The organism is Falsiroseomonas sp., from assembly GCF_051859025.1.
Classification (GTDB): domain Bacteria; phylum Pseudomonadota; class Alphaproteobacteria; order Acetobacterales; family Acetobacteraceae; genus Falsiroseomonas.
In genome coordinates this window covers 222,149-244,506 of sequence record NZ_JBHYGL010000039.1, presented here as the reverse complement: position 1 = coordinate 244,506, position 22,358 = coordinate 222,149, and the positions used below count along the sequence as shown (strand labels likewise).

Below are 22,358 nucleotides of genomic sequence, written 5' to 3'. Positions count from 1 at the left end.
TGATCCGCCGGCCCTTCGCATTCGGGGCCTGGTCGTGTTCCATGCGGGGATAACGGCCCAAGGTCACACCGCATGCCCGACCCCGCGATCCTCGACCGTCTCCGCGCCGCCGTGGAGGCGGGGTTCGACCGGGAAGTGGCCTTCCTCCAGGACCTCGTGCGGTTTCCCTCGCTGCGGGGGGCGGAGGCGCCGCTGCAGGATTGGGTGCATCGCGAACTGGCCGCGCGCGGTTATGCGATGGATCGCTTCACCCTGGCGGATGTGCCGCTGGATGGGCACCCCAAGGCCGCGCCGATGGTGGATGCTGACCCCGCGCGCAGCGTGCAGGTGGTGGCGACGCATCGCGCCGCGAATCCAACGGGCCGCAGCCTGATCCTGCAGGGGCATATCGACGTGGTACCGGAAGGCCCGCACGCGATGTGGACGCACCCGCCCTATGCCGCGGTGATCCGGGATGGCTGGCTCTATGGTCGCGGCGGGCATGACATGAAGGCGGGTGTCGCCGCCATGATCTTCGCCATGGATGCGATCCGCGCGGCGGGGCTGGAACCGGCCGCCGACGTCTACCTCCAGACCGTGACGGAGGAGGAGAGCACCGGCAATGGCGCGCTGGCGACCCTGCTGCGCGGCTACCGGGCGGAGGCCGCTTTGGTGCCGGAGCCCACGGGCCATGCCATCACCCGCAGCCAGACGGGCACGATCTGGTTCCGCCTCAAGGTCCGCGGCGTGCCGGTGCATGTGATGGTGGCGCAGGACGGCACCAACGCCATCATGTCCGCCTATGCGCTGATCAACGCGCTGTACGCTCACACCAAGGTGCTGAACCAGGCGGGGCGGGACGATCCCTGGTACGGCGCGACGGACCCCATCAAGTTCAATCCCGGCATCATCCGGGGCGGTGACTGGGCTTCATCGACGCCATCCTGGTGCGAGGTCGATTGCCGCATCGGCCTGCTGCCCGGCACCACGCCGCAGGAAGCGATGGCGGGGGTGGAGGCGGTGGTGCGGGAGGCCGCGAAGGGCGATTCCTTCCTGGCCAACAACCCGCCCGAGATCACCTGGCACGGCTTCCAGACCGATCCCTATGTGCTGGAACCGGGGTCGGAGGCCGAGGCCGTGCTGGCGGCCGCGCACCAGGCCGTGCATGGCGGCGCGATGCCGGAACGGCGCAGCACGGCGGTGAATGATGCGCGCTACTACGGGCTGTACATGGGCGTGCCGGGGCTCTGCTACGGGCCGAGGGGGGAGGGCGCGCATGGCTTCGATGAGCGGACCTCGCTGGTGGACCTCAAGACCTGCACGCTGACCATCGCGGCCTTCATCGCGGATTGGTGCGGGGTACGGTGATGGGCAAGCATCGGGTCTTCCTGGCGGCGCCCGCGGGCGCGGATCGCGCTTCCTTCCGGACGGAGGTGCTGGCGGGGCTGGCGCCCGGGGTGGTGGCGGCGGTGCCGGGGCTCTCCGCGCTGTCCGCCTGCCTGGTGGATGCGACGCCGGCCGTGCCGCCCTGGCAGCGGCCGGGGGAGGTGCCGGCGCCCGCCGAGCCCGCCTTCGATGCGGTGATCGACGCCTGGGGAGAAAGCGCGGCGCTGGAGGAGGCGCTGGGCTGGCTGGCGCCGCGCGTGGCGGGGCTGCCCCAGGCCTCCATCCGGGTGGCGGAGACGGTGGAGAAGGACCAGTTGGCGCGCCCGGCGGGGGCGCGGGCGCCGGGGGTGAAGTTCCTGGCGCTGATGTGCTTCCACGCGGACCTGCCACCGGCCACGGCGCGCCGGCTCTGGACGCATCACGCCCCGCTGGCGCTGCGCGTCCATGTCGGGATGGGGCGCTATGTGCGGGACTGGGTGGAGGCGATCGCGCCGGATGAATTGCCGGTGCCGCGCTTCGGGGGCGTGGCGGAACTGCACTTCCCCTCCGCCGAGGTCATGGCGGCGCAGTGGTTCGACAGCGAGGCGGGGCGGCAGGCCATCATCCACGATGTCGGCCATTTCCTCGAACGTGCCACGCGGCTCTACACCACGGAGCATGTGCTGAAGGCGTGAGGATGCATCCGGAACGCGAGCGCAGCCCCTTCGGGAGCCCCGCCATGTGCCCGCATCGACACCGGCGGATTCGAAGCCGCGGGGGCGATTCCCCGGGCGCGCTGTCGCAGGCTCAGCGCAGTACCCGGCGACCTGGCGGCAGGGGCTGCCAGCTGCCCTCCTTCGGCAGGATGCCGCCGCGCATCATGTCCGGAACGCGTGCGCGAAGACGCCAGAGCTTCGGGCTCGTCAACCGGCGGAACGCGTAGTAGCCCGGCAGGGCGCGGAGCAGCGCCATCGCGGCGCCGCTTGCCAAGACCCTGTCATCGCTCAGTGAGCGCAGGCTCTCGGGGCTCACGCCCGCACCGGGCGGGGAGACCAGGACGCGGAAGCGTGGGGGGGCGGGCAGGCCACGGTAGAGGTCGAGAACCTGCTGTATCGGGAAGGCGTGCCGCCGCCGCAGTGCCGCCGCTTCGCGCGTGACCAGATACGCATGGGTGCCAGTCGGCGCTGCATGCACGGTGAAGGCGGTGAAGCCCGCGCCCAGCGTCACGCCATCCCGGCGGTCGTAGTAGACATGGCCTTGCGGATTGGCCGGGTGGCAGTCCAGCAGGCAGTAGTCGCAATCCAGGCGCGGCACGCCGCGCCGAAGCAAGGGCACGATGCGCGGATCCAGCAGCGCGTCATCCTCGAGCACGAGTGCGACCGGCGCCTGGCCGGCCTCCATTCTGCGATACACCTCGATATGCGAGAGGTAACAGCCCAGGTTGCCGGGGCGCAGATCGCGGCCTGGCACCTGCATGGCGCGCCGTTCCTCGGCAGGTATCCGCGCCCCGTCCACCGCATCCACAAGCTCGAACCGGAGGCCCAGCTGGTTGAGGTGCGCCGTGATCTCTCGTCGGCGTGCGACGGCACGCGCCAGGCTGATCACATAGATCGGAATCTGCGGCGTGATGCCATCGGGCCCGGGACCAGGTGTCTCCAGCGGGTTGTCGGTCACGGGGCCTTGTGGATCGGGTCCACCCAGAGGACCTGTTCGGGCTTCTCCACCGGCTCGATCTCCAGGTTCACCACCACGGCTTCGTTGTCCGACCGGACGAGGACGCATTCCAGCGTTTCGTCGCTGCTGGCGTTGATCTCCTGATGGGGGACGTAGGGGGGGACGAAGATGAAGTCGCCGGGGCCGGCCTCCGCCACGAATTCCAGCTTCTCCCCCCACCGCATCCGGGCGCGGCCCTTCAGCACGTAGATCACGGATTCGAGGGCGCCGTGGTGATGCGCGCCAGTCTTGGCATTGGCGTGGATATGGACGGTGCCGGCCCAGATCTTCTGCGCGCCGACGCGCGCCAGGTTGATGGCCGCGGCGCGGTTCATGCCGGGGGTCTGGGCGGTGTTGGTGTCCAGGCTGTCGCCGGGGATGACGCGGACGCCGGTGTTCTTCCAGCCATCCTCGGGGGTGTGGTGGTGCGGCTGGTCGTCGTGGTGGTGGTGATGCGGGATGCCATCATGCGGCATGGCCGGGTCCTCGTGATGCAGAAGGGGGCAGTCTGGGTCGGTGGGTGGCGCGGATCAATCGGCCCGCGCGCCGGAGGCGCGGATCAATCGGCCCGCGCGCCGGAGGCGCGCACCAGCGGCACCCAGAGGTCGATCTCGGTCTTGAGAAAATCGCTGAAGCGGTCGGGGGTCCAGCCGCGCATGGCGGGGGTGCCCATGTCATCGAAGCGGCGGCTGATGGTGGGGTCGGACAGGGCCAGTTCGATCGCAGCCGCCATGCGGTCCACCATCGGGCGCGGCGTGCCGCCTGGCGCGTAGATGCCGTACCAGGAATAGGCCTTGAACTCGCCGAGCCCGATCTCCCGCGCCGTCGGCACATCGGGGGCGGAGGGGCTGCGTTCCTCGGTCGTGACGAACATCATCCGCGCGCTGCCGTCGCGGTGGAAGGGGGCCAGCAGGCTCGGGATATCGGTGGTGAAGGCGATCTCCCCCTGCTGGAGGGCGAGGAAGGTCTGGCCGGGGTTGCGGTAGGTGACGTGTTCCGCCGTCGCGCCGATGCGGGCGAGGAAGGAGGAGGAGCAGATGTGGCCGGAGGTGCCGGCGCCGGCGCTGCCATAGCTGAAGCGGCCAGGATTGGCGCGAAGCAGGGCGATGAAGTCCTGCGCGTTGGTCACGCCGAGCCTGGCGGAGGCCGAGATGGCGAGCGGGATGAAGACCGTGGGCGCGACCGAGGCCAGGTCCCGCAGCGGGTTATAGGGCAGGCGGGCATAGAGGCCGAGGGCGAGCGCCATGTTGGAGACGGTGGCCAGCAGGAAGGTCTCCCCGTTCGGGGGCTGCTTGGCGACGTAGTCGGCACCCACCGTGCCGCCGGCGCCGACGCGATTCTCGACGATGACGGGCTGGCCGAGGATTTCCGACAGGCGCGGGGCGAGGAGGCGGGTGGTGATGTCCGTGCCGCCGCCGGTGCCGAAGGCGACGACGATGCGGATGGGGCGCGTCGGCCACGGGGTCTGGGCCTGGGCCAGGGCCGGGCTCGCCAAGGGGGCGGCGAAGGGCAAGGCGAGGGCGGCGCGGCGGCGAAGGCTGGTCATGGCGGGGGCTCTCCGGGGTCCGCGATCAAAGCGCGGCTTGGGGCGGCGCGCATACCCCCCCTTCGCGCTTCAGGGACTCAGGGTCTCCAGGACTCAGGGGCTGGGCGGTGGCAGGACCGGGAGGGCCGGCTCATGGGGTTCCAGCATCAGCACATCCTGCCGCAGCAGGCAGACGCGGTCCCGCGCCACCAGGCGCATGGCGCCATCCGTGCCGCGGCGGATGACGTAGCGCCAGGCGGTCACCTGGCCCTCCGCCGCGATGCGGCCGGCCAGGCGATCGGCTTCCGGTCCGGTGCCGCCGCCTGGGATGTCCTGGCGCGCCAGGCCGACCAGCAGGTCGCCGCGCATGGTCACGACGCGGAAAAGGGAGAGGCCGCCAGGCATCGCGCGCGTCCGGGTCGCCGAGATGCGGGCGGCCGCGGTGGTGAAGAGCAGCCCCAGGGCCAGGCCCTGGAGCATGGAGACTGCATCGACGCGCGCAGGCATGGCGGACGACTCCGGCGGTGTGGCGGGGCGCATCCTGCACCCGTTTGTCGGCCGCCCCGTGTCAGGCTGTTTCGCGGCACCCCGCCTTGCCATCCCGATGGTGAAAAATCCGGCCGGATTGCGAAAGATCAAGCCGGATTGCGCAGATATCGGGCCCGGTCCGGCCCTATTCGCGGATGTTGAGCGAACGGACCAGCGGCGCCCAGGTGGCGTTCTCCTCCCGCACATAGGCCGCGAAGCGGTCGGGGTTCCAGCCGGTCATGGCCGGCGTGCCCATCTCCTCGAACCGCCGCTTGATGGTGGCGTCGGAGAGCACGGTCTCCAGCGCCTGGGCCATGCGGTCCACGATGGGGCGGGCCAGGCCGGCGGGGCCGAAGATGCCGTACCAGGAATAGGCCTTGTAGTCCGGCATCCCCGCTTCCCGCGCCGTCGGCACATCCGGCACCAGGCTGCTGCGGTCATCGGTCGCCATGAAGATGATCCGCGCCGTGCCGGCATCGTGGAAGGGCTTCAGCAGGCTGGCGATGTCGGCGCAGTAGTGGATCTCCCCGGACTGGAGCGCCGTGAAGACCTGGCCGCCGCCGCGATAGGGGACGTGGATCGCCTGCGTGCCGGTCTTGATGGCGAAGGTGGCGGCGGCGATGTGTCCGGAGGAGCCGACGCCGGAGCTGCCATACTGGAAGAAGCCCGGCCGCGCCTTCATCAGCGCGACGAATTCCTCCGCCGTGCGGGCGCTGACGCCGCGCTGGGTGATGGCGAGGCCGATCGGGACGAAGACGGTGGGGGCGACCGGCGTCAGGTCCCGGATCGGGTCGAAGGGCATGGGCGTGGGCAGGCCCGGGGCCAGTCCGATCGGCGACAGGGTGGCGAGGACGAAGACCTCCCCATTGGGCGGCTGCTTGGCGACATAGTCGGTGCCGACCACGCCGCCGGCGCCGGCGCGATTCTCGATCACCACGGGCTGGCCGAGCACTTCCTGCAGCCGGGGGGCGATGATGCGGGTGGTGACGTCAGACCCGCCGCCGCCGCCGAAGGGCACCACGATCCGGACCGGGCGCTGCGGCCAGGCGCCGGGCGACGTCCCCTGACCGAGGGCGGGGGCGGCCAAGGGGGTGGCCAGCAGGGCGGCCGGGGCGGCGAGGAGGCTGCGGCGGCGAAGCGGCGGGGTCATGGTCTCTCATCCCTATATCTTGTGGTGGGCATGATGGGGGCGCGGGCCGGAATCGCGAAGGGGGGGAGGGTCCGGGCGGCGCGCGGGGGCTGTGGATTACGTGGACACCGGGGATGGCTTGGAATCCCGCGCGATTGGGGGTGGAGCCGGGCGCGGGCAGGGCGTAATTTGCAGTTCGTCAATGAACGAAACGGGAACTTCGGCACCCCTTCAGGCAACCGAAAAAAATTGCAACAGGTGAACTGCGGGGCGCATGTGGTGTTTGAGTGAGTGTGGCAACACTACATCTTGTTGGACTGGGCCCGTCGGGGGCATTCTCCGCGCCACGGGGGAGTCGCTCCGTCACTGCGGAGCAATTTCGGGGGGTTGGTCGTGTTTGATGCAGTTCAGCTTGAAGGCCATGGCCAGGTTCGGATCGATCGGTCGCGCGATGCGCTGCTGACGGATTTCGGCAAGGCGACGCTTGATGACCGCTACCTGCTGCCGGGGGAGTCCTACCAGGACTTGTTCGCGCGGGTGGCATCCGCCTATGGCGATGACGCTGCCCATGCGCAGCGGATCTACGACTACATCAGCCGGTTGTGGTTCATGCCGGCGACCCCGGTGCTGTCCAATGGCGGCACGACGCGGGGGCTGCCGATCTCCTGCTTCCTGAACGAGGCCAGCGACAGCCTGGATGGCATCGTCGGCCTGTGGAACGAGAATGTGTGGCTGGCCGCCAAGGGTGGCGGCATCGGTTCCTACTGGGGCAATTTGCGGGGCATCGGGGAGAAGGTCGGCCGCAACGGCAAGACCTCCGGCGTCATCCCCTTCATCCGGGTGATGGACAGCCTGACGCTGGCGATCAGCCAGGGCTCGCTGCGCCGCGGATCGGCGGCCTGCTACCTGCCGGTGAACCATCCGGAGATCGAGGAATTCCTCGAGATGCGGCGGCCCACGGGCGGCGACCCGAACCGCAAGGCGCTGAACCTGCACCACGGCGTGCTGCTGTCCGACGCCTTCATGCGCGCGGTCGAGAACGACGAGGAATGGGCGCTGGTGTCGCCCAAGGACGGCGCGCTGATGCGCAAGGTGTCCGCGCGCAGCATCTGGATCCGCATCCTGACGGCGCGGATCGAGACGGGCGAGCCCTACATCATCTACTCCGACCACGTGAACCGCGCGCGGCCGGAGCATCACAAGCTGTCGGGCCTGGAGGTGAAGACCTCCAACCTGTGCAGCGAGATCACGCTGCCGACGGGCATCGACCAGCACGGGATGGAGCGCACCGCGGTGTGCTGCCTGTCGTCGCTGAACTGCGAGACCTGGTTCGAGTGGAAGGACCATCCGCGCTTCATCCCGGATGTCATGCGCTTCCTGGACAATGTGCTGCAGTCCTTCATCGACACGGCGCCGGACAGCATGGCGCGGGCGAAGTACAGCGCGATGCGGGAACGCAGCGTGGGCCTCGGCGTCATGGGCTTCCACAGCTTCCTGCAGGCGCTGAACGTGCCCTTCGAGAGCGCGATCGCGAAGGTCTGGAACAAGCGGATGTTCAAGCACATCCGCGAGCAGGCCGATTTCGCCAGCCGCATGCTGGCGGAGGAGCGCGGGCCCTGCCCGGATGCCGCGGAATACGGCTTCATGGAGCGCTTCTCGAACAAGATCGCGATCGCGCCGACGGCGTCGATCTCCATCATCTGCGGCGGTGCCTCGCCGGGGATCGAGCCGATCGCGGCCAATGTTTACAACCACAAGACGCTGTCCGGGTCCTACATCGTCCGCAACCCGCATCTGAAGAAGGTGCTGGCGAAGCACGGGCGGGATGATGAGGAGACCTGGACCAGCATCACCGTCACCAAGGGCAGCGTGCAGCACCTGGATTTCCTGTCGGAGCAGGAGAAGCTGACCTTCCGCACGGCCTTCGAACTCGACCAGCGCTGGGTGGTGGAACATGCGGCCGACCGCACGCCCTTCATCTGCCAGTCGCAGTCGGTGAACCTGTTCCTGCCCGCCAATGTCCACAAGAAGGATCTGCACCAGATCCACATGATGGCGTGGAAGAAGGGCGTGAAGTCGCTCTACTACTGCCGCAGCCTGTCCATCCAGCGCGCGGATACGATCAGCGCCAAGGTCGTGGGCCAGGGCGATGTCATGGCCGCGCACAATGACGGCGTCGCGGCGCCGGCGCTGCTGGTGGCGCGCGGCCTGGATGCCGGGGCGAATGCGACCGCCAACGGCAATGACTATGAGGAATGCTTGGCGTGTCAATGATGATGCCCGTCACCGACCTCGACATCCTGCCGAGCGAACCGGCAGGGCTGCGCGCGCGCAAGCGCGCGCTGGAGCGTGACCTCGACCGCATGCTGGAACTGCGGGGACCTGTGACGGAGGTGCGGCGGCTTGTCGCCGACCTCGACCGCGTCGCGGTGGAACTGGCGCGGAGCATGCGGGACGGTTCTTCACAACGCGCGTCTGACCACCACTTCGCCAACTGACGTTATTGCAGACGAGAGCATCATCATCATGCCCGACGATTCCATCCCGCGCGACGAACTGCCGATCCGCTTCGACCTGCTGACGGCGAACCCGGTCTACAAGCCGTTCCGCTACCCCTGGGCCTATGAGGCATGGCTGCAGCAGCAGCGCATCCATTGGCTGCCGGAGGAAGTGCCGCTGGCCGATGACGTGAAGGATTGGCAGAAGAACCTGACGCCGTCCGAGCGCAACCTGCTGACCCAGATCTTCCGCTTCTTCACCCAGGCGGATGTCGAGGTGAACAACTGCTACATGAAGCAGTACAGCCAGGTCTTCAAACCGACCGAAGTGCTGATGATGATGTCGTCGTTCTCGAACACCGAGACGATCCACATCGCCGCCTACTCCCACCTCCTCGACACCATCGGGATGCCGGAGATCGAGTACACGGCCTTCCTCAAGTACAAGGAGATGAAGGACAAGTACGACTACATGCATTCCTTCTCGGTCGAGAACAAGACCGAGATCGCGAAGACGCTGGCCGCCTTCGGTGCCTTCACGGAGGGGCTGCAGCTCTTCGCCTCTTTCGCCATCCTCATGAACTTCCCCCGGTTCAACAAGATGAAGGGCATGGGGCAGATCGTGTCGTGGAGCGTCCGCGACGAGACGCTGCACTGCCTGTCCGTGATCCGGCTGTTCCGGACGTTCATCCAGGAGAACCCGGAGATCTGGACGGAGGAGCTGAAGCGCGACCTCTACCTCATCTGCTCCACCATCGTGGACCATGAGGACGCCTTCATCGATCTCGCCTTCGAACTCGGCGGCGTGCAGGGCCTCGATGCCGCGGCGACCAAGACCTACATCCGCTTCATCGCGGATCGGCGCCTGCAGCAGCTCGGCCTCAACCCGCTCTACAACGTCGAGAAGAACCCGCTGCCCTGGCTCGATGAGATGCTGAACGCGATCGAGCACACGAACTTCTTCGAGAACCGCGCGACCGAGTATTCGCGCGCCAGCACCGAAGGGTCGTGGGAGGAAGCCTTCGGAGGCTCCACCTTCACCAGCGCGCAGCCGGAAGGCGAGATCGAGCTGACCGGGCGGGCCTGATAACGAAAACGGCGCCCCGCGATGCGGGGCGCCGGTTCCAGTTACCCATCGCCCGCGGCGTCAGCGCCGCGGGCGTTGTCGTCTTCAGTTCTCGGTCGCGTCGGGGTGGCGCAGCAGCCACAGCCGTTCATGCGCCGCGACCAGGCTTTCCATGTTCTTGCGGCGGTTGACGTCCGGCGAGACAGGGCGGCGCGTCAGCATCATCTCCAGGATGCGCAGCAGTTCTTCCGCCACCTCGAAGTCGCCCTGGTCGCAGGCATGATGGAAGGCGATGAGGATCTTGTCGGACAGCCGGCGCGTGTGACGTGGCGGCCCGGAGGGGGAGCCAGAGGGCGCGCGGCCCGCATCGCGGCCGGACGGATCCCGTTCCTCGTCAGACATGCAGCATGCAGCTCCCAGTACGGCACCGGGGTCTCCGGTGCGGCTGCACACAATAGCTTGGGTTGAGGCGCGCCGGAACCCTCCGCTTCAGAAGGGTTCGGTCAGCCCCCGGCGGTGCGCATATGGGCGCGGACGGATTGGGCGATCGCCTCGGGCGCGGTTTCCGGCCGGAACAGCGTGCGGACGCGGCCATCCGGGCCGACCAGGTAGATGAAGGAGGAGTGGTCCATCAGGTACTGGCTCATCTCCGGCCTGTTCACCTTTGCGTAGAATACACGATACGCCCGGGCGGCGGCGGCGACCTGCTCCGCCGTGCCGGTCAGCCCGACCATGCGGGGATGGAAGCGGGAGACGTAGTCGGCCAGCGCCTCGGGCGTGTCGCGCTCCGGGTCGATGGAGATGAGCACGGGCGTCACGCGCCGCTCCTGCTCTCCCAGCAGGTCCATGGCGGTGGCGATGATGCCGAGTTCCGTCGGGCAGACATCGGGGCAATAGGTGAAGCCGAAATAGACCAGCATGAAGCCGCCGGCGAAATCCGCCTGCGTGACCGCGCGGCCTTCGTGGTTCACCAGGCTGAAGGGCCCGCCCAGCGCCAGGCCCTGCGGCAATTGCACGCCCCCCGCGGCCGGCGCCGGCATGTCCTGCCCGAAGATGGAGGCGATGCGGCGGAGGAAGGCATCGGCGACGGTGTCGTCATCCCCCTTGCCGAGCCAGGCCGAGGCCCAAAGCCCCCCCAGCATGAGGAGCAGGATGAGCGCGGCGATTCGGATGGCGGCGAGCATGGCGCTCAGATAGGCGTCCGCCGCCGCCACGTCCACCGGACGGGCCGCGCCGGATCGGCTAGGCTGCCCCGCGGCGGCAGGAGGCGGCAGGCGTGCGGGCAGGGGAACACCAGATCATCGTCATCGGCGCCGGCGGCCATGCGCGGCCCGTGGTGGAGGCGCTGCTCCTGCTGGGCCACCGGATCGCCGGATTGGTGGACAACGACGCCAGCCGCCCGCCCGTGCTGGGCCAGGCCGTGCTTGGCGGGCTGGACCTGCTGCCGTCGCTGCGGGGGCAGGGAATCGGCGGCGCCGTCATCGCCATCGGGGACAACGCTACGCGCCTGCGCCTGGGCGACCTGGCGCGCGGCCTGGGCTTCAGCCTGCCGACGCTTGTGCACCCCGCGGCCCTCGTCTCCCCCCATGCCAGCCTCGGGGAGGGGGCGCAGGTCCTCGCCCGCGCGGTGGTGGGGCCCGAAGCGCGGATCGGGCGGCTCTGCCTCATCAACACTGGTGCCATCGTCGAACACGAATGCACCCTGGACGAAGGCGCCCACATCGCCCCGGGCGCCATCCTGTGCGGCCTGGTGCGCGTCGGCGCGCGCTGCCTGATGGGCGCGGGCAGCACCACCATCGCGGGCCGCCAGATCGGGCCGGACGCTGTGGTGGCGGCCGGGGCGGCGGTGACGACGGATGTGGCGGCGGGGGCGCGCGTGGGGGGGGTGCCGGCGCGGGCGGTGTAGCGCGGGTTGCCCCTGGAGAAGGGCCTCCGGCCCCTCTCCAGACCTCACCCCGCCAGGGGCCAGCGGGCCCCTGGACCCCAGGCTTTGCATCGATGGGTGAGGGGGATCAAAGGGGCCGCTGCCCCTTTGCTTGGTTGGGGTACGGGGAAGGGGCGGAGCCTCTTCCCCGGGCCACCTGCCGCTACATCCCCAGCCCCGCCCCCTCCCTCAGCACCGCCTCCGCCGTCCCGTCCCCGTCATGCAGCGCGATCCCCGGCAGCACGCGGGCCGGGCTGCGGCCGTGGTGGCGGGCGGCGAGGAGGATGCGCTTCGCGGGTTGGCCGGCGCGGGGCCAGAGGGGGAGGAGGGTGTGGCTGCCGCAATGGGCGGTGGTGAGGGCGGCCATGCCGTCGGCCAGGCGGCCGGCGGGCAGGATGAGGGTGAGGCTGCCCAGGCGTGCAAGGCGGTGGGCAAGGAGGGTCGTCCAGGCGGCGAGGGGCGTGGCCTCCGCGTGGGTTGCCTGGGCGCGGATCGATTCGGGGGGCGGGGTGCCGGCGGGCCAGTAGGGGGGGTTGGCGAAGGCGTGGGCCACCGGGGGCAAGGTGGGGCGGAGCGCGGGGTCGGTGATGTCGGCTTCCAGCACCGTCACCTGGTCCGCCCAGCCGTTCAGGGCTGCGTTCTCCCGCGCCAGGGCGGCCAGTGCCGGGTCCCGTTCGATGGCGGTGACGCGCAGGCCCGGGATGCGGGCCATGAGGCAGAGGAAGACGGCCCCGGTGCCGCAGCCCGCTTCCAGCACCGCCTGGCCGGGTTTCGCGGGGATGCTGGCGGCGAGCAGCACGGCGTCATGCCCGGCGCGGAGGCCGCGATCGGGCTGGCGCAGCCGGACGAGGCCGCCGAGGAGCGTGTCCTCCGTCGTCATCGCCAGCCCTCTGTCTCCTGCGCTTCGCGGAGGATGCGGCGGGCCTGGGGTTCCTGGTCCGCCGGCACGGCGAGGCGGCGCGGGAAGGCGCCGATGCCGCCCTCGAGCGCGCCGATATGGCCATCCAGCACCACGGGATCGCAGCCGCCGTCGCGCAGCAGGGCGATGAGGAAGGAGAGGCGGACGGGATCGGTGGTGGCAAGCAGGACACGCATCGAACCGCCCTCCGGGCTGCCTCCTTGCCCGGGTGGGGGGGCGTGGCTAAGTTGCGCGGCACCCCATCGAGGTCAAGATCGCGTGGATTTGTCCGTCGCGCCCAGCAAGAATGCAGCTTCGGACATCGTCCGCGGAGAGGATGCGCTCGCGGCGCTGACTTCGCTGGTGAGTGACGATCTGGAGGCCTGCAACCGGCTGATCGTGGAGCGAATGCAGAGCCCGGTCGCGCTGATCCCGCAACTGGCCGCGCATATCGTGGCCGCCGGCGGCAAGCGGCTGCGGCCCCTGCTGACCTTGGCGGCGGCGAAGCTGGCGGGATACCGGGACGGGCAGCGGCATGTGGCGCTGGCGGCCTGCGTGGAGTTCATCCACACCGCGACGCTGCTGCATGACGATGTGGTGGATGAAAGCGCGCTGCGCCGCGGCCAGGCGAGTGCCAATGCGCTGTTCGGCAACAAGCCCAGCGTGCTGGTCGGCGATTTCCTCTTTGCCCGCGCCTTCCAGGTGATGGTGGAGGATGGGTCGCTGGAGGTGCTGCGCATCCTCTCCGAGGCCTCGGCGACGATCGCGGAGGGTGAGGTGCTGCAGCTCATCACCCAGAACGACACCGCGACGACGGAGGAACAGTACCTCGCGGTGATCGAGGGCAAGACGGCGGCGCTGTTCGCCGCGGCGACGGAGGTGGGGGCGATCGTCGCCGCCTGCACGGCCGCGCAGCAGCAGGGGCTGCGCGCCTATGGGCACAACCTCGGTGTCGCGTTCCAGCTGATCGATGATGCGCTCGACTACAGCGCGAACCAGGCGGCGCTGGGCAAGACGGTCGGCGACGATTTCCGCGAGGGCAAGATCACGCTGCCGGTCCTGCTGGCCTTCCAGCGCGGGAATGAGCAGGAGCGTGCCTTCTGGCGGCGGACGCTGGAGGAGCGCGAGCAGGCGGATGACGATCTGGGCTTCGCCATCATGCTGATGGAGCGCCATGCCGCCTTCGCCGACACGGTGGCGCGGGCGCGGGACTACGGCAATGCGGCGCTGGAAGCGCTGGCGGTGTTCCCGGATGGGGCGGAACGGCGCGCGCTGGCCGGCATCGTCGAGTTCTGCATTTCTCGGGCGCGATAGCGCTCCGCTCGGGCGCGGTCGCGCGCCACTCCCCTATCGGCAGGTGGCGAGGGTCCAGAATCCGGGGCGGAGTGATTCGCGGGATTGGGTCGGCGTGCCGGGGACCTGGCCGTACCAGAGCGCCTGGCCGATGCCGGGCAGAAACAGGTGGCGCGGCGCCGGGGTGCCGCTGCGGGGCGGGGTTTCCTGGATGGACAGGTCCGCCCGCAGGCCGTGGAAGGTCATCAGCGGCAGCGCATCCTCCTCCGTCTCCAGGTCGCGCGTGCCTTCCGGTGTCGGCGTGGCGACGGGCAGGATGTATTGCGTGCCGTAGCCCTGGGACTGGGTGAAGCGGAACCAGTAGTCGTGGGATGAGGCAGCGGAGCGCAGCCGCAGCAGCAGGTCCGATTCGGCGCTGGCGGGTGGGCCTTCCCGGCGCAATTCGGCGGTGAATTCCCCTTCGCCCGTGAAGCGGTAGGTGGCGCGTTCGGCGGGGCAGGTCTCCGCGCGCGGCTGCGAGGCGCGGGCCATCGCATCGAGCGCGATCGCGGCGAGGACGAGGGAGCGCCCCTCGATCCGGAAATCGAGCCGCGCGCCGCCGCCGGTCGGGCAGCAATTGCCGTCCTCCTCTCGCCACAGGCGGGTGCGGGCCGAGAGGGATTCGGCATCGAAATCCACGCCCTGCCAGGCGCCGAGGCCGGCGGGCAGGCGGGCGGGGAGGCTGGTGCGCCAGCTTTCGGCTTCGATTTCGGACCAGCCCTGCGCGGCCTGGCGGTAGAAGAGGTCGGCATTGCCGTTGCCGGAGCCGCCGGTGCGGCCTTCGACATGCAGCAGCAGGCCGGCATCGCTTTCCACCAGGCGGGGGGGCGCGAAGGTCACGCCCTCGAACGACCAGCCGACCAGGCGCCAGCCGCCGCGGACCTCCGCCATCAGCACGATGCCGGCGCGCAGGCCGTCGCTGTCGGTGAAGCCGTGCTGGATCTGCCAGAGGATGCGGGTGTTGCGATCCTCGCTGGCGACGATCCCCGCGGCGCCGACGCGGCAGTTGCGCAGCGCGCTTCCGAGGCAGGTGCGTTCCAGCGCGGCCGGCCGGGCGAAGACGGGGTTGGGCGGGCAGTCCCGACGCCCCTCCGGGCATCGTTGGATCTCCAGGCGGCGAATGGAGCGGTCCTGGCGGACCAGGTCATCGAATTGGGCGATGCGTTCGCGGTATTCGTCCAGCAATTCGTCGCGGGTGAAGGGGCGGGGCGTACTGGCGGTGTCGCCGGCTTCGAGGCGGCGCTGCCAGGCCTCGGCGCGGGTCGCGAAGGTGGCGGGGCGGGCGGTGCTGGCGGCGGCGCTGCGTTCGATGCTGCGAAGGCGCGCATCGGCCGCACGAAGCGCGGCATCGCCGCAGATGGTGGCCTGCAGCGGGCCGGCGGGCGCGGTGCACGTGGCGGCGCGGGGCTGGGCGAGCGCCGGCACGGCGAGCAGGAGCAGGAGCGAGGCGGCGGCGAGGCGGCGCATCGATGGAATGTCCCCGTTGGCTGGGCGCGATTCCGCGCCCGCAGGGGAAAGCTTGCACCGGGTTGGTGCGCCGGCGGAAGGGTGGACATGCCAACGGCGCCACCCCGTCTCGGGGATGGCGCCGTTGGTCGGCAAGCAAGTTCAGACGCCGGCGAGGGCCGTCTGCTGGTCCGTCTGGCCGCGCATGGCCCAGCCCGTGGTGCGGTTCTCGATCGCCACCGCGGCGACATACATCGCCACACCCATGATGGCCGTCACCATCAGGCCGGCGAAGACCAGCGGCACGTCGAAGCGGGAGGAGGCCAGGATCATCAGGTGGCCGATGCCTTTGTTGGCGGCGACGGTTTCCGCGATGATCGAGCCCACGAAGGCCACCGTGATGGCGATCTTCAGGGAGGCGAAGAAGTAGGGCATCGCGCGGGGCAGGCCGACCTTGCGGATGATGTCGGATGGCTTTGCGCCCAGCGCCCGCAGCACGTCCCGCAATTCCGGCTCCACCGTGGCGATGCCGGTCGCGACGTTCACGACGATGGGGAAGAAGCTGATCATGAAGGCGGTGATCACGGCCGGCACGGTGCCAATGCCGAACCAGATCACCAGGATGGGCACCACCGCCACCTTGGGGACTGAGTTGAAGCCGATCAGCAGCGGGTAGAGGCCGTGATAGAGCAGCGACGAACTGCCGATGGCGATGCCGAGCAGCAGGCCGAAGACCACGGCGAGGCCGAAGCCGATCAGCGTCGTCATCAGCGTCTGCCAGGAATTGTCCAGCAGCGGCTTCCACCACTTGATCATGCTGGCGGCGATGTCGGTCGGCGCGGGCAGCACGAATTGCTGCACCTGGAACGCCTTCACGCCGATTTCCCAGATGACGAACATGCCGATGATGACCAGCCAGGGCAGCCAGGCCTGCAGGCGCCGGCGGCGGCGCGCGGCGAGCGTCAGGGCTTCGAGGCGCTTCAGCGCCTCCGGCGACATGGAGCCGTCGGCGATCTTGCTGTTAGTGGCCACTGACGACCTCCTCGCCCTTGCGGGCGGCGCTGATGTGTTCCCGCAGGTCATGCACCAGGGAGACGAATTCCGGCTGGTAGGTGGTCTCGAGGTTGCGCGGGCGGGCCAGGTCCACCTTGCGTTCGGCGATGATGCGGCCGGGGCGGGACGACATGACCAGGACGCGGTCGGCCAGGAAGGCGGCTTCGCGCAGATCGTGCGTCACCAGGATCACGGTCGGGCGGCGGGCCATCCAGACATCCTGGAGGACGGACCACAGATCCTCCCGCGTGAAGATGTCGAGGGCGGCGAAGGGCTCGTCCAGCATCAGAAGCGCGGGTTCGTGGATCAGCGCGCGGCAGAGGCTCGCGCGCTGCTGCATGCCGCCGGAAAGCTGGTGCGGGAACTTCTTGTCGAAGCCGCCGAGGCCGACGAGCTTCAGCAGGTCCTGGGCCTTCGCCTCATACATCGCGCGCTGGCTGCGGAGCAGGCGGCGATGGGGTTCCACCACCTCCAGCGGCAGCATCACGTTGTCGATGATGTTGCGCCAGGGCAGCAGGGTCGGGTTCTGGAAGGCCATGCCGGCGATGCTGAGGGGGCCGTCCACCTCCTGCCCCGCCACGACGACATTGCCGGCGGTGGCGGGCCAGAGGCCGGTGACCAGGCGCATCAGCGTGGACTTGCCGCAGCCCGAGGGGCCGACGACCGCGATGAACTCGCCCTTCGCAACCTCGAGCGTGGCGTTCTGCAACGCCAGCGTCCCCTCCACGCCGCCGTAGCGCATGGCGACGCCACTGATCTCGACGAACGGTCGCTCCATAGAATCCCCCGGCCGGGCGCCCTCTGGATCGGGCGCGTGCTGCGTCGTGTGTGCGACAGGGGGGGTGGCACGCGCAAGCCATCGTGAGCGGGTGATGCCTGCTGCGGCGCAGCGTTACCGCGGCTTAATGCTGCGTTGAGGGCAATCCGCCTATTTAGCGGGCAATCACGGCGCGGTGAGCAGTGGGGCGCAGGCCAGCGGCAGGCGGGGTGGCGGCGCCGGCCGGGCGGGCGGTGCGGGGCGCTGACGGGATTCGGGGGTGAACCACCAGTCGAGCGAAGCATCGCAGCCATCGCCGGGCGGCGGGGGCGCGATGTCCCGGCATTCCGGGCTGTCGGCGGGGCAGCGCAGGCGCAGGTGCATGTGGCTGTCATGCCCCCGCCAGGGGCGCACCCGGCGCAGCCAGGCCTCCCCGCGGTGATCGGCGCAGAGGCGGCGCTTGATGGCGGGATTGACCAGCAGCCGGTCGAGGCCCGGGGCCTCCGCCGCGATGCGGATCAGGGTGGCGTGGCGGGGCGTCCAGCGGGCGGGGTCCACGGCCGATTCGTCGGGCACGACGAGGGAGGGGATCGAAAGCTCCTCCCGCTGCGAAGCCGGCACGCGCGGCTTGGGGCGGAGGTCGAGCCAGATATCGGCGTCGAGCCCGGTCTGGTGGCTGGCATGGCCCCAGGGAAGGGGGCCGCCGCGGGGCTGCGAGAGATCCCCGATCCAGAGATCCGGCAGCCCCGCCTGGCGCGCCTGGCCGGCGACATGGACGACGAGCGCGATGGTGGCGGGATGGCCCCAATGGCGGTTGCGGCTGGTGCGGATGGCCTGCCAGCCCGGGCCCTCCGGCGGCAGGGCCACGGCGCCCGCCATGCAGCCGAGGTTGGTGGTGCCGATGGACCGCGCCGGGCCGGGCGTGGGGCGGGACAGCGCCGCCCATTCGGCGGCGCGGGCAATGGGGCCCTCCGCGGCCTCGGCCCCACCGGCGGCCAGCACCGCCGCCAGGGCCAGGATGCGAAGGGCGGTTCTCAGAATCGCCTCTCGAACACCGTCACCACGTCGCCGGGCTGCAGCAGGGCCTGGCGGCTGGCGCGGAATTCCTGCGCGCGGCCTTCCTCCGTCACCCGGGTGACGGAGACGTAGTCGCGGAGCGCGCGGTAGTTGAAGCCGCCCGCGACGGCGACGGCGGTGAGGGCTGTCATCCCCGGTTGATAGGGAAACTGGCCGCCGCGCTCAACCTGGCCGAGGACGAAGACGGGGCGATAGGTCATCACCTCCACCGCGGCGGAGGGGTCGCGGAACAGGTTCTTCTCCCGCATGGATTGCTCCACCGCGCGCTCCACCTCCGCCGTCGTGCGGCCGGCGGCCTGGATGGAACCGATCAGCGGCAGGGCGATGGTGCCGGCATCGGTGACGCGGAACTCGCCCGTCAGGCGCGGGTCGTTGAACACGGTCACGCGCAGCTGGTCCTCCGGGCCCAGGCGGTAGGAGGAGCGGCTGGCATCCGGCAGCGGCGGCAGGTCCAGCCCCGGATTGGCGCAGGCGGCGAGGCCGAGGGCGGGCAGCAGCGGCAGCATGAGGGTGAGGCGGCGTGACATCATGGCGGGCGGTCCCCTGTGGTTGCAGTCCGGTGTGGTTGCAGTCCGGCGGAGGGACGCGCGGGAAGGCTTCGCGTTTCCTTCCGCAGGCGGGTCATCACGGTCTTGTTTGCGGAAGCGCGGAACCGATGCGGGTCGCACCGGTTGGTGCAGCGCGGCGCGACCTGCGAGTGGCAGGCAACTCGGGCGCCGCCGGGGGAGTTCCACGCCGATGCTCGACAGACCGGTCGCCGACCAACGCATGCCTGCGGATCGCCGCGCCCCGCCGCGCGCCGCACCGCCGGCCGCGCCGATCGAGCCGGAGGGGCTGAACGTCACGGCGCTGCTGGGCGCGCTGCAGCGCCGGCGGCTGGTGCTGCTGGCCTGCATCCTGATCTTCCCGCTGCTGGCACTCGTGGCGGCCAAGAACATCACGCCGCGCTACACCGCCGGCGCGACCGCGATGTTCGAGCCGACGGAATACGCCGCGCGCGAATTGCAGAGCATCCTGCGGGACGAGAGCACCACCGACGCCGTGCTGGCGAGCCAGGTGGAGATCGTGCGGTCGTTGTCCGTCGCGCGGCGGATCGTGGCGCGCTTCAACCTGACGGAGCGGCGCGAATTCGCCTGGTGGCTGCAGGATCGTGAAAGGGCGGGGACGATCCCCTTCCGCGTGCGGACCGCACTCGCGGGCTGGGTGGAGCCGGCGCTGCCGGACCTGGCGGAGGTGATCGCGCCCCGGCCGATCGCGGGCGTGCCGACGGGCGAGATCGCGGAGATCCAGGCGGCTGAATTCGTGCAGGGGCGGCTGGAGGTGCAGGTGGTGCGCAACAGCCGCGTGCTGCAGATCCGCTTCACCTCGGAAGACCCGCAGCTGGCGGCCGCGGCGGCCAATCTGGCGGCGGAGCTGTATATCGCCGACCAGCTGGAAGCGAAGTTCACCGCCGTGCGGCGCGCCAATGACTGGCTGGATGGCCGCATCGCGCAGCTGCGCGCGGAAGTGCAGCGCAACGAAAGCCAGATCGCGGAACTGCGCAGCACATCGGGCCTGACGCGCGGCGTGAATGCGGGGCTCGGCACCGAACAGATCAGCCGCATCACGCAGGATTTGGTGGAGGCGCGCAACCAGCTGGCGACGGCCGAGGCGCGCTTCAACGCGGCGCGGGGCGGCGGCGGTGGCGCGGACATGGCCTCCCTCGGCTCCGCCAACCTCGTCGCGCAGCGCCAGGCGCGGGACGAGGCGCGGCGGGAGCTGGACCGGCTGGCGGCGACGCTGGGCAGCGGGCACCCGGATGTGCGCGCCGCCGCATCCCGCCTGGCCGCCGCGGAACGCGCGGTGGGGGGCGAGACCGGGCGCGTGGTGCAGGCGCTGGATGCGGAGGTGCGCGCCGCGCGCGCCCGCGTCACCAGCCTGGAAGGCAGCCTGGCGCAGCAGGAGGAGCGGATGGCCCGCACCCAGGGCGCCGAGATCCGCCTGAACGCGCTGGAGCGGGAGACGGAAGCGGCGCGGAGCCTGCTGCGCGCCGTGCTGGAACGCAGCCAGTCCACCGTCAGCCAGACGGCGATCGAGAAGCCGGATGCGCGCATCCTGTCCCCGGCCACGGTGCCGGGCATGCCGTCCTTCCCCAAGCCCACGCTGTTCGTGGCGGCGGCGGCGGCGCTGGGTGCGCTGTTCGGGCTGCTGCTGGTGTGGTTCCTGGAGCAGGCGGACAGCACGATCCGCACGGGTGACGATGTGCGGTCGGCGCTCGGCCTGCCCTGCGTGGCGCTGGTGCCGATGCTGCGGCGCGGCATCCTCGGGCGGAACCGGGTCGAGGATTATGTGGCGCGCAAGCCGCTCAGCCCCTTCTCGGAATCCATGCGCAACCTGCGCGCCGCGCTGTGGCTGGGGTCCGACCCGCCCAAGGTGGTCGTGATCACGGCGGCGCGGCCGGGGGAGGGCAAGACCACGACCTCCATCGCCCTGGCGCGGTCGGCGGCGATGAACGGGGAGAAGGTGCTGCTGGTGGATTGCGACATCCGCCAGCCCTCCATCGGCCGCGCCTTCCGGGCGGAGAATGCGGCCGGCGTGACGGAGCTGCTGCTGGGTCAGGCGCGCTACGAGGATATCGTGCGGCGCGATCACCTCACGGGGCTCGACTACATCACCGCGGGTGCGGCGGAGATCCATTCGCTGGGGCTGTTCATGTCGGAGGCGATGGCATCCCTGCTGGAACGGGTGCGGCGGGACTATGACCTGGTGATCCTGGACGCGCCGCCGGCGCTGGCCATGGCGGATGCGCGGGTGGTTGCCCGTCTTGCGGATGCCACATTGCTTTGCGTCAAATGGCGGGACACGCCGCGATCCGTGGTGCGGAACTCGCTTGCTTTGCTGGAAGACGCCAAGGCCCGGATCGTGGGCGCGGCGCTGACGCAGGTGGATGCGAAATCCCATCGCCGGTCCGGCTACGCCGACAGCGAGGTCTATCATCCCCGCTACAGCGGCTACTTCAGGGAGTAGGGTCTTTGGGTCGCTATCTCGTCACCGGCGGGGCCGGGTATGTGGGCAGCCACACGGTGCTGGCCCTGCTGGACCGGGGGGAGGAGGTCGTCGTGCTGGACGATTTCTCCAAGGGGCACCGGGAGGCGGTGCCGACCTCCGCACTGCTGGTCGATGGGCGCTGCGAGGATCCGAAGGCGCTGGCGGAGGCCTTCGGCGGCGGCCGCTTCGACGCGGTGCTGCATTTCGCCGCGCTGTCGCTGGTGGGCGACAGCATGAAGATGCCGCTGCGCTACATGGCGGAAAACCTGTCCGCCCTTGCCGCCGTGGCGGATGCCGCCGTGCGCCATGGCTGCCGGAAGCTGGTCCTGTCCTCCACCGCCGCGCTGTTCGGCTTCCCGGAGCGCATCCCGATCGATGAGGATCAGCGCCTCGGGCCAGTCTCCCCCTATGGGGAGAGCAAGCTGATGTGCGAGCGGGCGCTGGAATGGGCGGAGAAGATCCACGGCCTGCGCTTCGCCTGCCTGCGCTATTTCAACGCGGCGGGGGCGGACCCGGCGGGGCGGGCCGGGGAGGATCACGAGCCGGAAAGCCACCTGATCCCGCTGGCGATCGATGCGGCACTCGGCATGCGGCCGCCACTGATGGTCTTCGGCACCGACTACGACACGCCGGATGGCACGGGGGTGCGTGACTACGTCCATGTCGCGGACCTCGCGGATGCGCATCTGCGGGTGCTGCCGGTGCTGGATGAACGGTCGGTTCGCTACAACCTCGGCAACGGGACCGGCTATTCGGTGAAGCAGGTCATCGAGGCAGTGGAGCGCGTGGGTGGGCGCCCGGTGCCGCACAACCTGGGCCCGCGGCGGGAAGGCGACCCGGCGACGCTGGTGGCCAGTTCCGCCAGGCTGCGGGCGGAGACGGGCTGGAGCCCGCGCTTCCCGGGGCTGGATGAGATCGTGAAGACCGCCTGGGATTGGCGGGTGAAGCACCCCAAGGGATATGCAGGGGCGCAGCGGGCGGCGTGACCATCGCCGCCCGTCGGGCTGTTGGGGCCGGGGGGCGATCCCCCGGCCTTTTTCA

At 70.2% G+C, this 22,358-nt stretch carries 23 protein-coding genes; 9 read left to right on the top strand and 14 right to left on the bottom strand.

Going from position 1 to position 22,358, the window contains the following annotated elements; translation table 11 throughout:
• Positions 1 to 72 precede the first annotated feature (72 nt).
• Together ACTIE5_RS27070 and ACTIE5_RS27065 are read left to right on the top strand one after the other, a co-directional pair.
• Positions 73 to 1,347, top strand: coding sequence for an ArgE/DapE family deacylase (locus tag ACTIE5_RS27070; RefSeq protein WP_439552848.1), 1,275 nt, complete (start codon positions 73 to 75; stop codon positions 1,345 to 1,347).
• The gene (locus ACTIE5_RS27065; RefSeq protein ID WP_439552847.1) at positions 1,347 to 2,039 is read left to right on the top strand and encodes an EthD domain-containing protein; all 693 of its coding nucleotides are present in this window, start codon (positions 1,347 to 1,349) and stop codon (positions 2,037 to 2,039) included. The genes ACTIE5_RS27070 and ACTIE5_RS27065 overlap by 1 nt, the downstream gene beginning before the upstream one ends.
• Positions 2,040 to 2,151: 112 nt before the next feature.
• Here ACTIE5_RS27065 and ACTIE5_RS27060 read toward each other — a convergent pair whose 3' ends face one another.
• From ACTIE5_RS27060 to ACTIE5_RS27040, 5 genes are all read right to left on the bottom strand, one after another.
• Positions 2,152 to 3,018 (bottom strand): glycosyltransferase family 25 protein, encoded by an 867-nt coding sequence (locus ACTIE5_RS27060; RefSeq protein ID WP_439552846.1) that lies wholly within the window; start codon positions 3,016 to 3,018, stop codon positions 2,152 to 2,154.
• Positions 3,015 to 3,533 carry a cupin domain-containing protein gene (locus tag ACTIE5_RS27055; RefSeq protein WP_439552845.1) on the bottom strand — a complete coding sequence of 173 codons (519 nt, stop codon included), beginning with the start codon at positions 3,531 to 3,533 and terminating at the stop codon, positions 3,015 to 3,017. Before ACTIE5_RS27055 ends, ACTIE5_RS27060 begins: the two co-directional genes overlap by 4 nt.
• Before the next feature lie 83 nt (positions 3,534 to 3,616).
• Positions 3,617 to 4,603 (bottom strand): Bug family tripartite tricarboxylate transporter substrate binding protein, encoded by a 987-nt coding sequence (locus ACTIE5_RS27050; protein WP_439552844.1) that lies wholly within the window; start codon positions 4,601 to 4,603, stop codon positions 3,617 to 3,619.
• A 93-nt stretch (positions 4,604 to 4,696) separates the two neighbouring features.
• Positions 4,697 to 5,089, bottom strand: a complete 393-nt coding sequence (locus ACTIE5_RS27045) for a hypothetical protein (RefSeq protein WP_439552843.1) — start codon at positions 5,087 to 5,089, stop codon at positions 4,697 to 4,699.
• A gap of 166 nt (positions 5,090 to 5,255) precedes the next feature.
• The gene (locus ACTIE5_RS27040) at positions 5,256 to 6,260 is read right to left on the bottom strand and encodes a Bug family tripartite tricarboxylate transporter substrate binding protein (RefSeq protein ID WP_439552842.1); all 1,005 of its coding nucleotides are present in this window, start codon (positions 6,258 to 6,260) and stop codon (positions 5,256 to 5,258) included.
• A gap of 372 nt (positions 6,261 to 6,632) precedes the next feature.
• Between ACTIE5_RS27040 and ACTIE5_RS27035 the strand changes: the two genes are divergently transcribed.
• The 3 genes from ACTIE5_RS27035 to ACTIE5_RS27025 are packed head-to-tail and all read left to right on the top strand — an operon-like array spanning position 6,633 to position 9,824.
• Positions 6,633 to 8,513 (top strand): ribonucleoside-diphosphate reductase subunit alpha, encoded by a 1,881-nt coding sequence (locus ACTIE5_RS27035; RefSeq protein WP_439552841.1) that lies wholly within the window; start codon positions 6,633 to 6,635, stop codon positions 8,511 to 8,513.
• Positions 8,504 to 8,737 (top strand): hypothetical protein, encoded by a 234-nt coding sequence (locus ACTIE5_RS27030; protein WP_439552840.1) that lies wholly within the window; start codon positions 8,504 to 8,506, stop codon positions 8,735 to 8,737. The genes ACTIE5_RS27035 and ACTIE5_RS27030 overlap by 10 nt, the downstream gene beginning before the upstream one ends.
• Before the next feature lie 28 nt (positions 8,738 to 8,765).
• Positions 8,766 to 9,824 carry a ribonucleotide-diphosphate reductase subunit beta gene (locus ACTIE5_RS27025; protein WP_439552839.1) on the top strand — a complete coding sequence of 353 codons (1,059 nt, stop codon included), beginning with the start codon at positions 8,766 to 8,768 and terminating at the stop codon, positions 9,822 to 9,824.
• A gap of 84 nt (positions 9,825 to 9,908) precedes the next feature.
• On the opposite strand, the gene ACTIE5_RS27020 is transcribed toward ACTIE5_RS27025, so the two are convergent.
• Both ACTIE5_RS27020 and ACTIE5_RS27015 read right to left on the bottom strand, forming a co-directional pair.
• Positions 9,909 to 10,205, bottom strand: a complete 297-nt coding sequence (locus ACTIE5_RS27020) for a hypothetical protein (RefSeq protein ID WP_439552838.1) — start codon at positions 10,203 to 10,205, stop codon at positions 9,909 to 9,911.
• A gap of 101 nt (positions 10,206 to 10,306) precedes the next feature.
• Entirely contained in the window at positions 10,307 to 11,017 is a 711-nt protein-coding gene (locus ACTIE5_RS27015; RefSeq protein ID WP_439552837.1) for an SCO family protein, read from the bottom strand.
• A 62-nt stretch (positions 11,018 to 11,079) separates the two neighbouring features.
• Here ACTIE5_RS27015 and ACTIE5_RS27010 point away from each other — a divergent pair, with 62 nt between their 5' ends.
• Entirely contained in the window at positions 11,080 to 11,709 is a 630-nt protein-coding gene (locus ACTIE5_RS27010) for a NeuD/PglB/VioB family sugar acetyltransferase (RefSeq protein ID WP_439552836.1), read from the top strand.
• A 181-nt stretch (positions 11,710 to 11,890) separates the two neighbouring features.
• Here the strand turns inward: ACTIE5_RS27010 and ACTIE5_RS27005 are convergent, their stop codons facing one another.
• Positions 11,891 to 12,607, bottom strand: a complete 717-nt coding sequence (locus tag ACTIE5_RS27005) for a tRNA1(Val) (adenine(37)-N6)-methyltransferase (protein WP_439552835.1) — start codon at positions 12,605 to 12,607, stop codon at positions 11,891 to 11,893.
• The gene (locus ACTIE5_RS27000) at positions 12,604 to 12,822 is read right to left on the bottom strand and encodes a putative signal transducing protein (RefSeq protein WP_439552834.1); all 219 of its coding nucleotides are present in this window, start codon (positions 12,820 to 12,822) and stop codon (positions 12,604 to 12,606) included. Before ACTIE5_RS27000 ends, ACTIE5_RS27005 begins: the two co-directional genes overlap by 4 nt.
• 82 nt (positions 12,823 to 12,904) lie before the next feature.
• On the opposite strand from ACTIE5_RS27000, the gene ACTIE5_RS26995 reads away from it, so the two are divergent.
• Positions 12,905 to 13,939, top strand: coding sequence for a polyprenyl synthetase family protein (locus ACTIE5_RS26995; protein WP_439552833.1), 1,035 nt, complete (start codon positions 12,905 to 12,907; stop codon positions 13,937 to 13,939).
• A gap of 33 nt (positions 13,940 to 13,972) precedes the next feature.
• Here ACTIE5_RS26995 and ACTIE5_RS26990 read toward each other — a convergent pair whose 3' ends face one another.
• The 5 genes from ACTIE5_RS26990 to ACTIE5_RS26970 form a co-directional block, all read right to left on the bottom strand.
• Positions 13,973 to 15,424: a hypothetical protein gene (locus ACTIE5_RS26990; RefSeq protein WP_439552832.1), complete on the bottom strand. Its 1,452-nt coding sequence runs from the start codon at positions 15,422 to 15,424 to the stop codon at positions 13,973 to 13,975.
• 141 nt (positions 15,425 to 15,565) lie between these two features.
• Positions 15,566 to 16,435 carry an ABC transporter permease gene (locus tag ACTIE5_RS26985; RefSeq protein ID WP_439552831.1) on the bottom strand — a complete coding sequence of 290 codons (870 nt, stop codon included), beginning with the start codon at positions 16,433 to 16,435 and terminating at the stop codon, positions 15,566 to 15,568.
• The gene (locus tag ACTIE5_RS26980) at positions 16,425 to 17,234 is read right to left on the bottom strand and encodes an ABC transporter ATP-binding protein (RefSeq protein WP_439552830.1); all 810 of its coding nucleotides are present in this window, start codon (positions 17,232 to 17,234) and stop codon (positions 16,425 to 16,427) included. Before ACTIE5_RS26980 ends, ACTIE5_RS26985 begins: the two co-directional genes overlap by 11 nt.
• A gap of 165 nt (positions 17,235 to 17,399) precedes the next feature.
• Positions 17,400 to 18,215 (bottom strand): penicillin-insensitive murein endopeptidase, encoded by an 816-nt coding sequence (mepA, locus tag ACTIE5_RS26975; protein ID WP_439552829.1) that lies wholly within the window; start codon positions 18,213 to 18,215, stop codon positions 17,400 to 17,402.
• A gap of 32 nt (positions 18,216 to 18,247) precedes the next feature.
• Positions 18,248 to 18,820, bottom strand: coding sequence for a polysaccharide biosynthesis/export family protein (locus tag ACTIE5_RS26970; protein ID WP_439552828.1), 573 nt, complete (start codon positions 18,818 to 18,820; stop codon positions 18,248 to 18,250).
• A gap of 208 nt (positions 18,821 to 19,028) precedes the next feature.
• Here ACTIE5_RS26970 and ACTIE5_RS26965 point away from each other — a divergent pair, with 208 nt between their 5' ends.
• Both ACTIE5_RS26965 and galE read left to right on the top strand, forming a co-directional pair.
• On the top strand, positions 19,029 to 21,296 hold the full coding sequence (locus ACTIE5_RS26965) for a polysaccharide biosynthesis tyrosine autokinase (RefSeq protein ID WP_439552827.1): 2,268 nt from the start codon (positions 19,029 to 19,031) through the stop codon (positions 21,294 to 21,296).
• A gap of 5 nt (positions 21,297 to 21,301) precedes the next feature.
• Entirely contained in the window at positions 21,302 to 22,303 is a 1,002-nt protein-coding gene (gene galE, locus ACTIE5_RS26960; RefSeq protein WP_439552826.1) for a UDP-glucose 4-epimerase GalE, read from the top strand.
• Positions 22,304 to 22,358: the final 55 nt, after the last annotated feature.

What these genes read in the sequence shown, in the direction of transcription:
- ACTIE5_RS26965 (WP_439552827.1), top strand. Translation starts at nt 19,029, where the DNA reads ATGCTCGACAGACCGGTCGCCGACCAACGCATGCCTGCGGATCGCCGC.
- ACTIE5_RS26980 (WP_439552830.1), bottom strand. Translation starts at nt 17,234, where the DNA reads ATGGAGCGACCGTTCGTCGAGATCAGTGGCGTCGCCATGCGCTACGGC.
- ACTIE5_RS27000 (WP_439552834.1), bottom strand. Translation starts at nt 12,822, where the DNA reads ATGCGTGTCCTGCTTGCCACCACCGATCCCGTCCGCCTCTCCTTCCTC.
- ACTIE5_RS27050 (WP_439552844.1), bottom strand. Translation starts at nt 4,603, where the DNA reads ATGACCAGCCTTCGCCGCCGCGCCGCCCTCGCCTTGCCCTTCGCCGCC.
- ACTIE5_RS27055 (WP_439552845.1), bottom strand. Translation starts at nt 3,533, where the DNA reads ATGCCGCATGATGGCATCCCGCATCACCACCACCACGACGACCAGCCG.
- ACTIE5_RS27025 (WP_439552839.1), top strand. Translation starts at nt 8,766, where the DNA reads ATGCCCGACGATTCCATCCCGCGCGACGAACTGCCGATCCGCTTCGAC.
- ACTIE5_RS27005 (WP_439552835.1), bottom strand. Translation starts at nt 12,607, where the DNA reads ATGACGACGGAGGACACGCTCCTCGGCGGCCTCGTCCGGCTGCGCCAG.
- ACTIE5_RS27065 (WP_439552847.1), top strand. Translation starts at nt 1,347, where the DNA reads ATGGGCAAGCATCGGGTCTTCCTGGCGGCGCCCGCGGGCGCGGATCGC.
- ACTIE5_RS27040 (WP_439552842.1), bottom strand. Translation starts at nt 6,260, where the DNA reads ATGACCCCGCCGCTTCGCCGCCGCAGCCTCCTCGCCGCCCCGGCCGCC.
- ACTIE5_RS26970 (WP_439552828.1), bottom strand. Translation starts at nt 18,820, where the DNA reads ATGATGTCACGCCGCCTCACCCTCATGCTGCCGCTGCTGCCCGCCCTC.
- ACTIE5_RS27045 (WP_439552843.1), bottom strand. Translation starts at nt 5,089, where the DNA reads ATGCCTGCGCGCGTCGATGCAGTCTCCATGCTCCAGGGCCTGGCCCTG.
- ACTIE5_RS26990 (WP_439552832.1), bottom strand. Translation starts at nt 15,424, where the DNA reads ATGCGCCGCCTCGCCGCCGCCTCGCTCCTGCTCCTGCTCGCCGTGCCG.
- ACTIE5_RS27020 (WP_439552838.1), bottom strand. Translation starts at nt 10,205, where the DNA reads ATGTCTGACGAGGAACGGGATCCGTCCGGCCGCGATGCGGGCCGCGCG.
- ACTIE5_RS27070 (WP_439552848.1), top strand. Translation starts at nt 73, where the DNA reads ATGCCCGACCCCGCGATCCTCGACCGTCTCCGCGCCGCCGTGGAGGCG.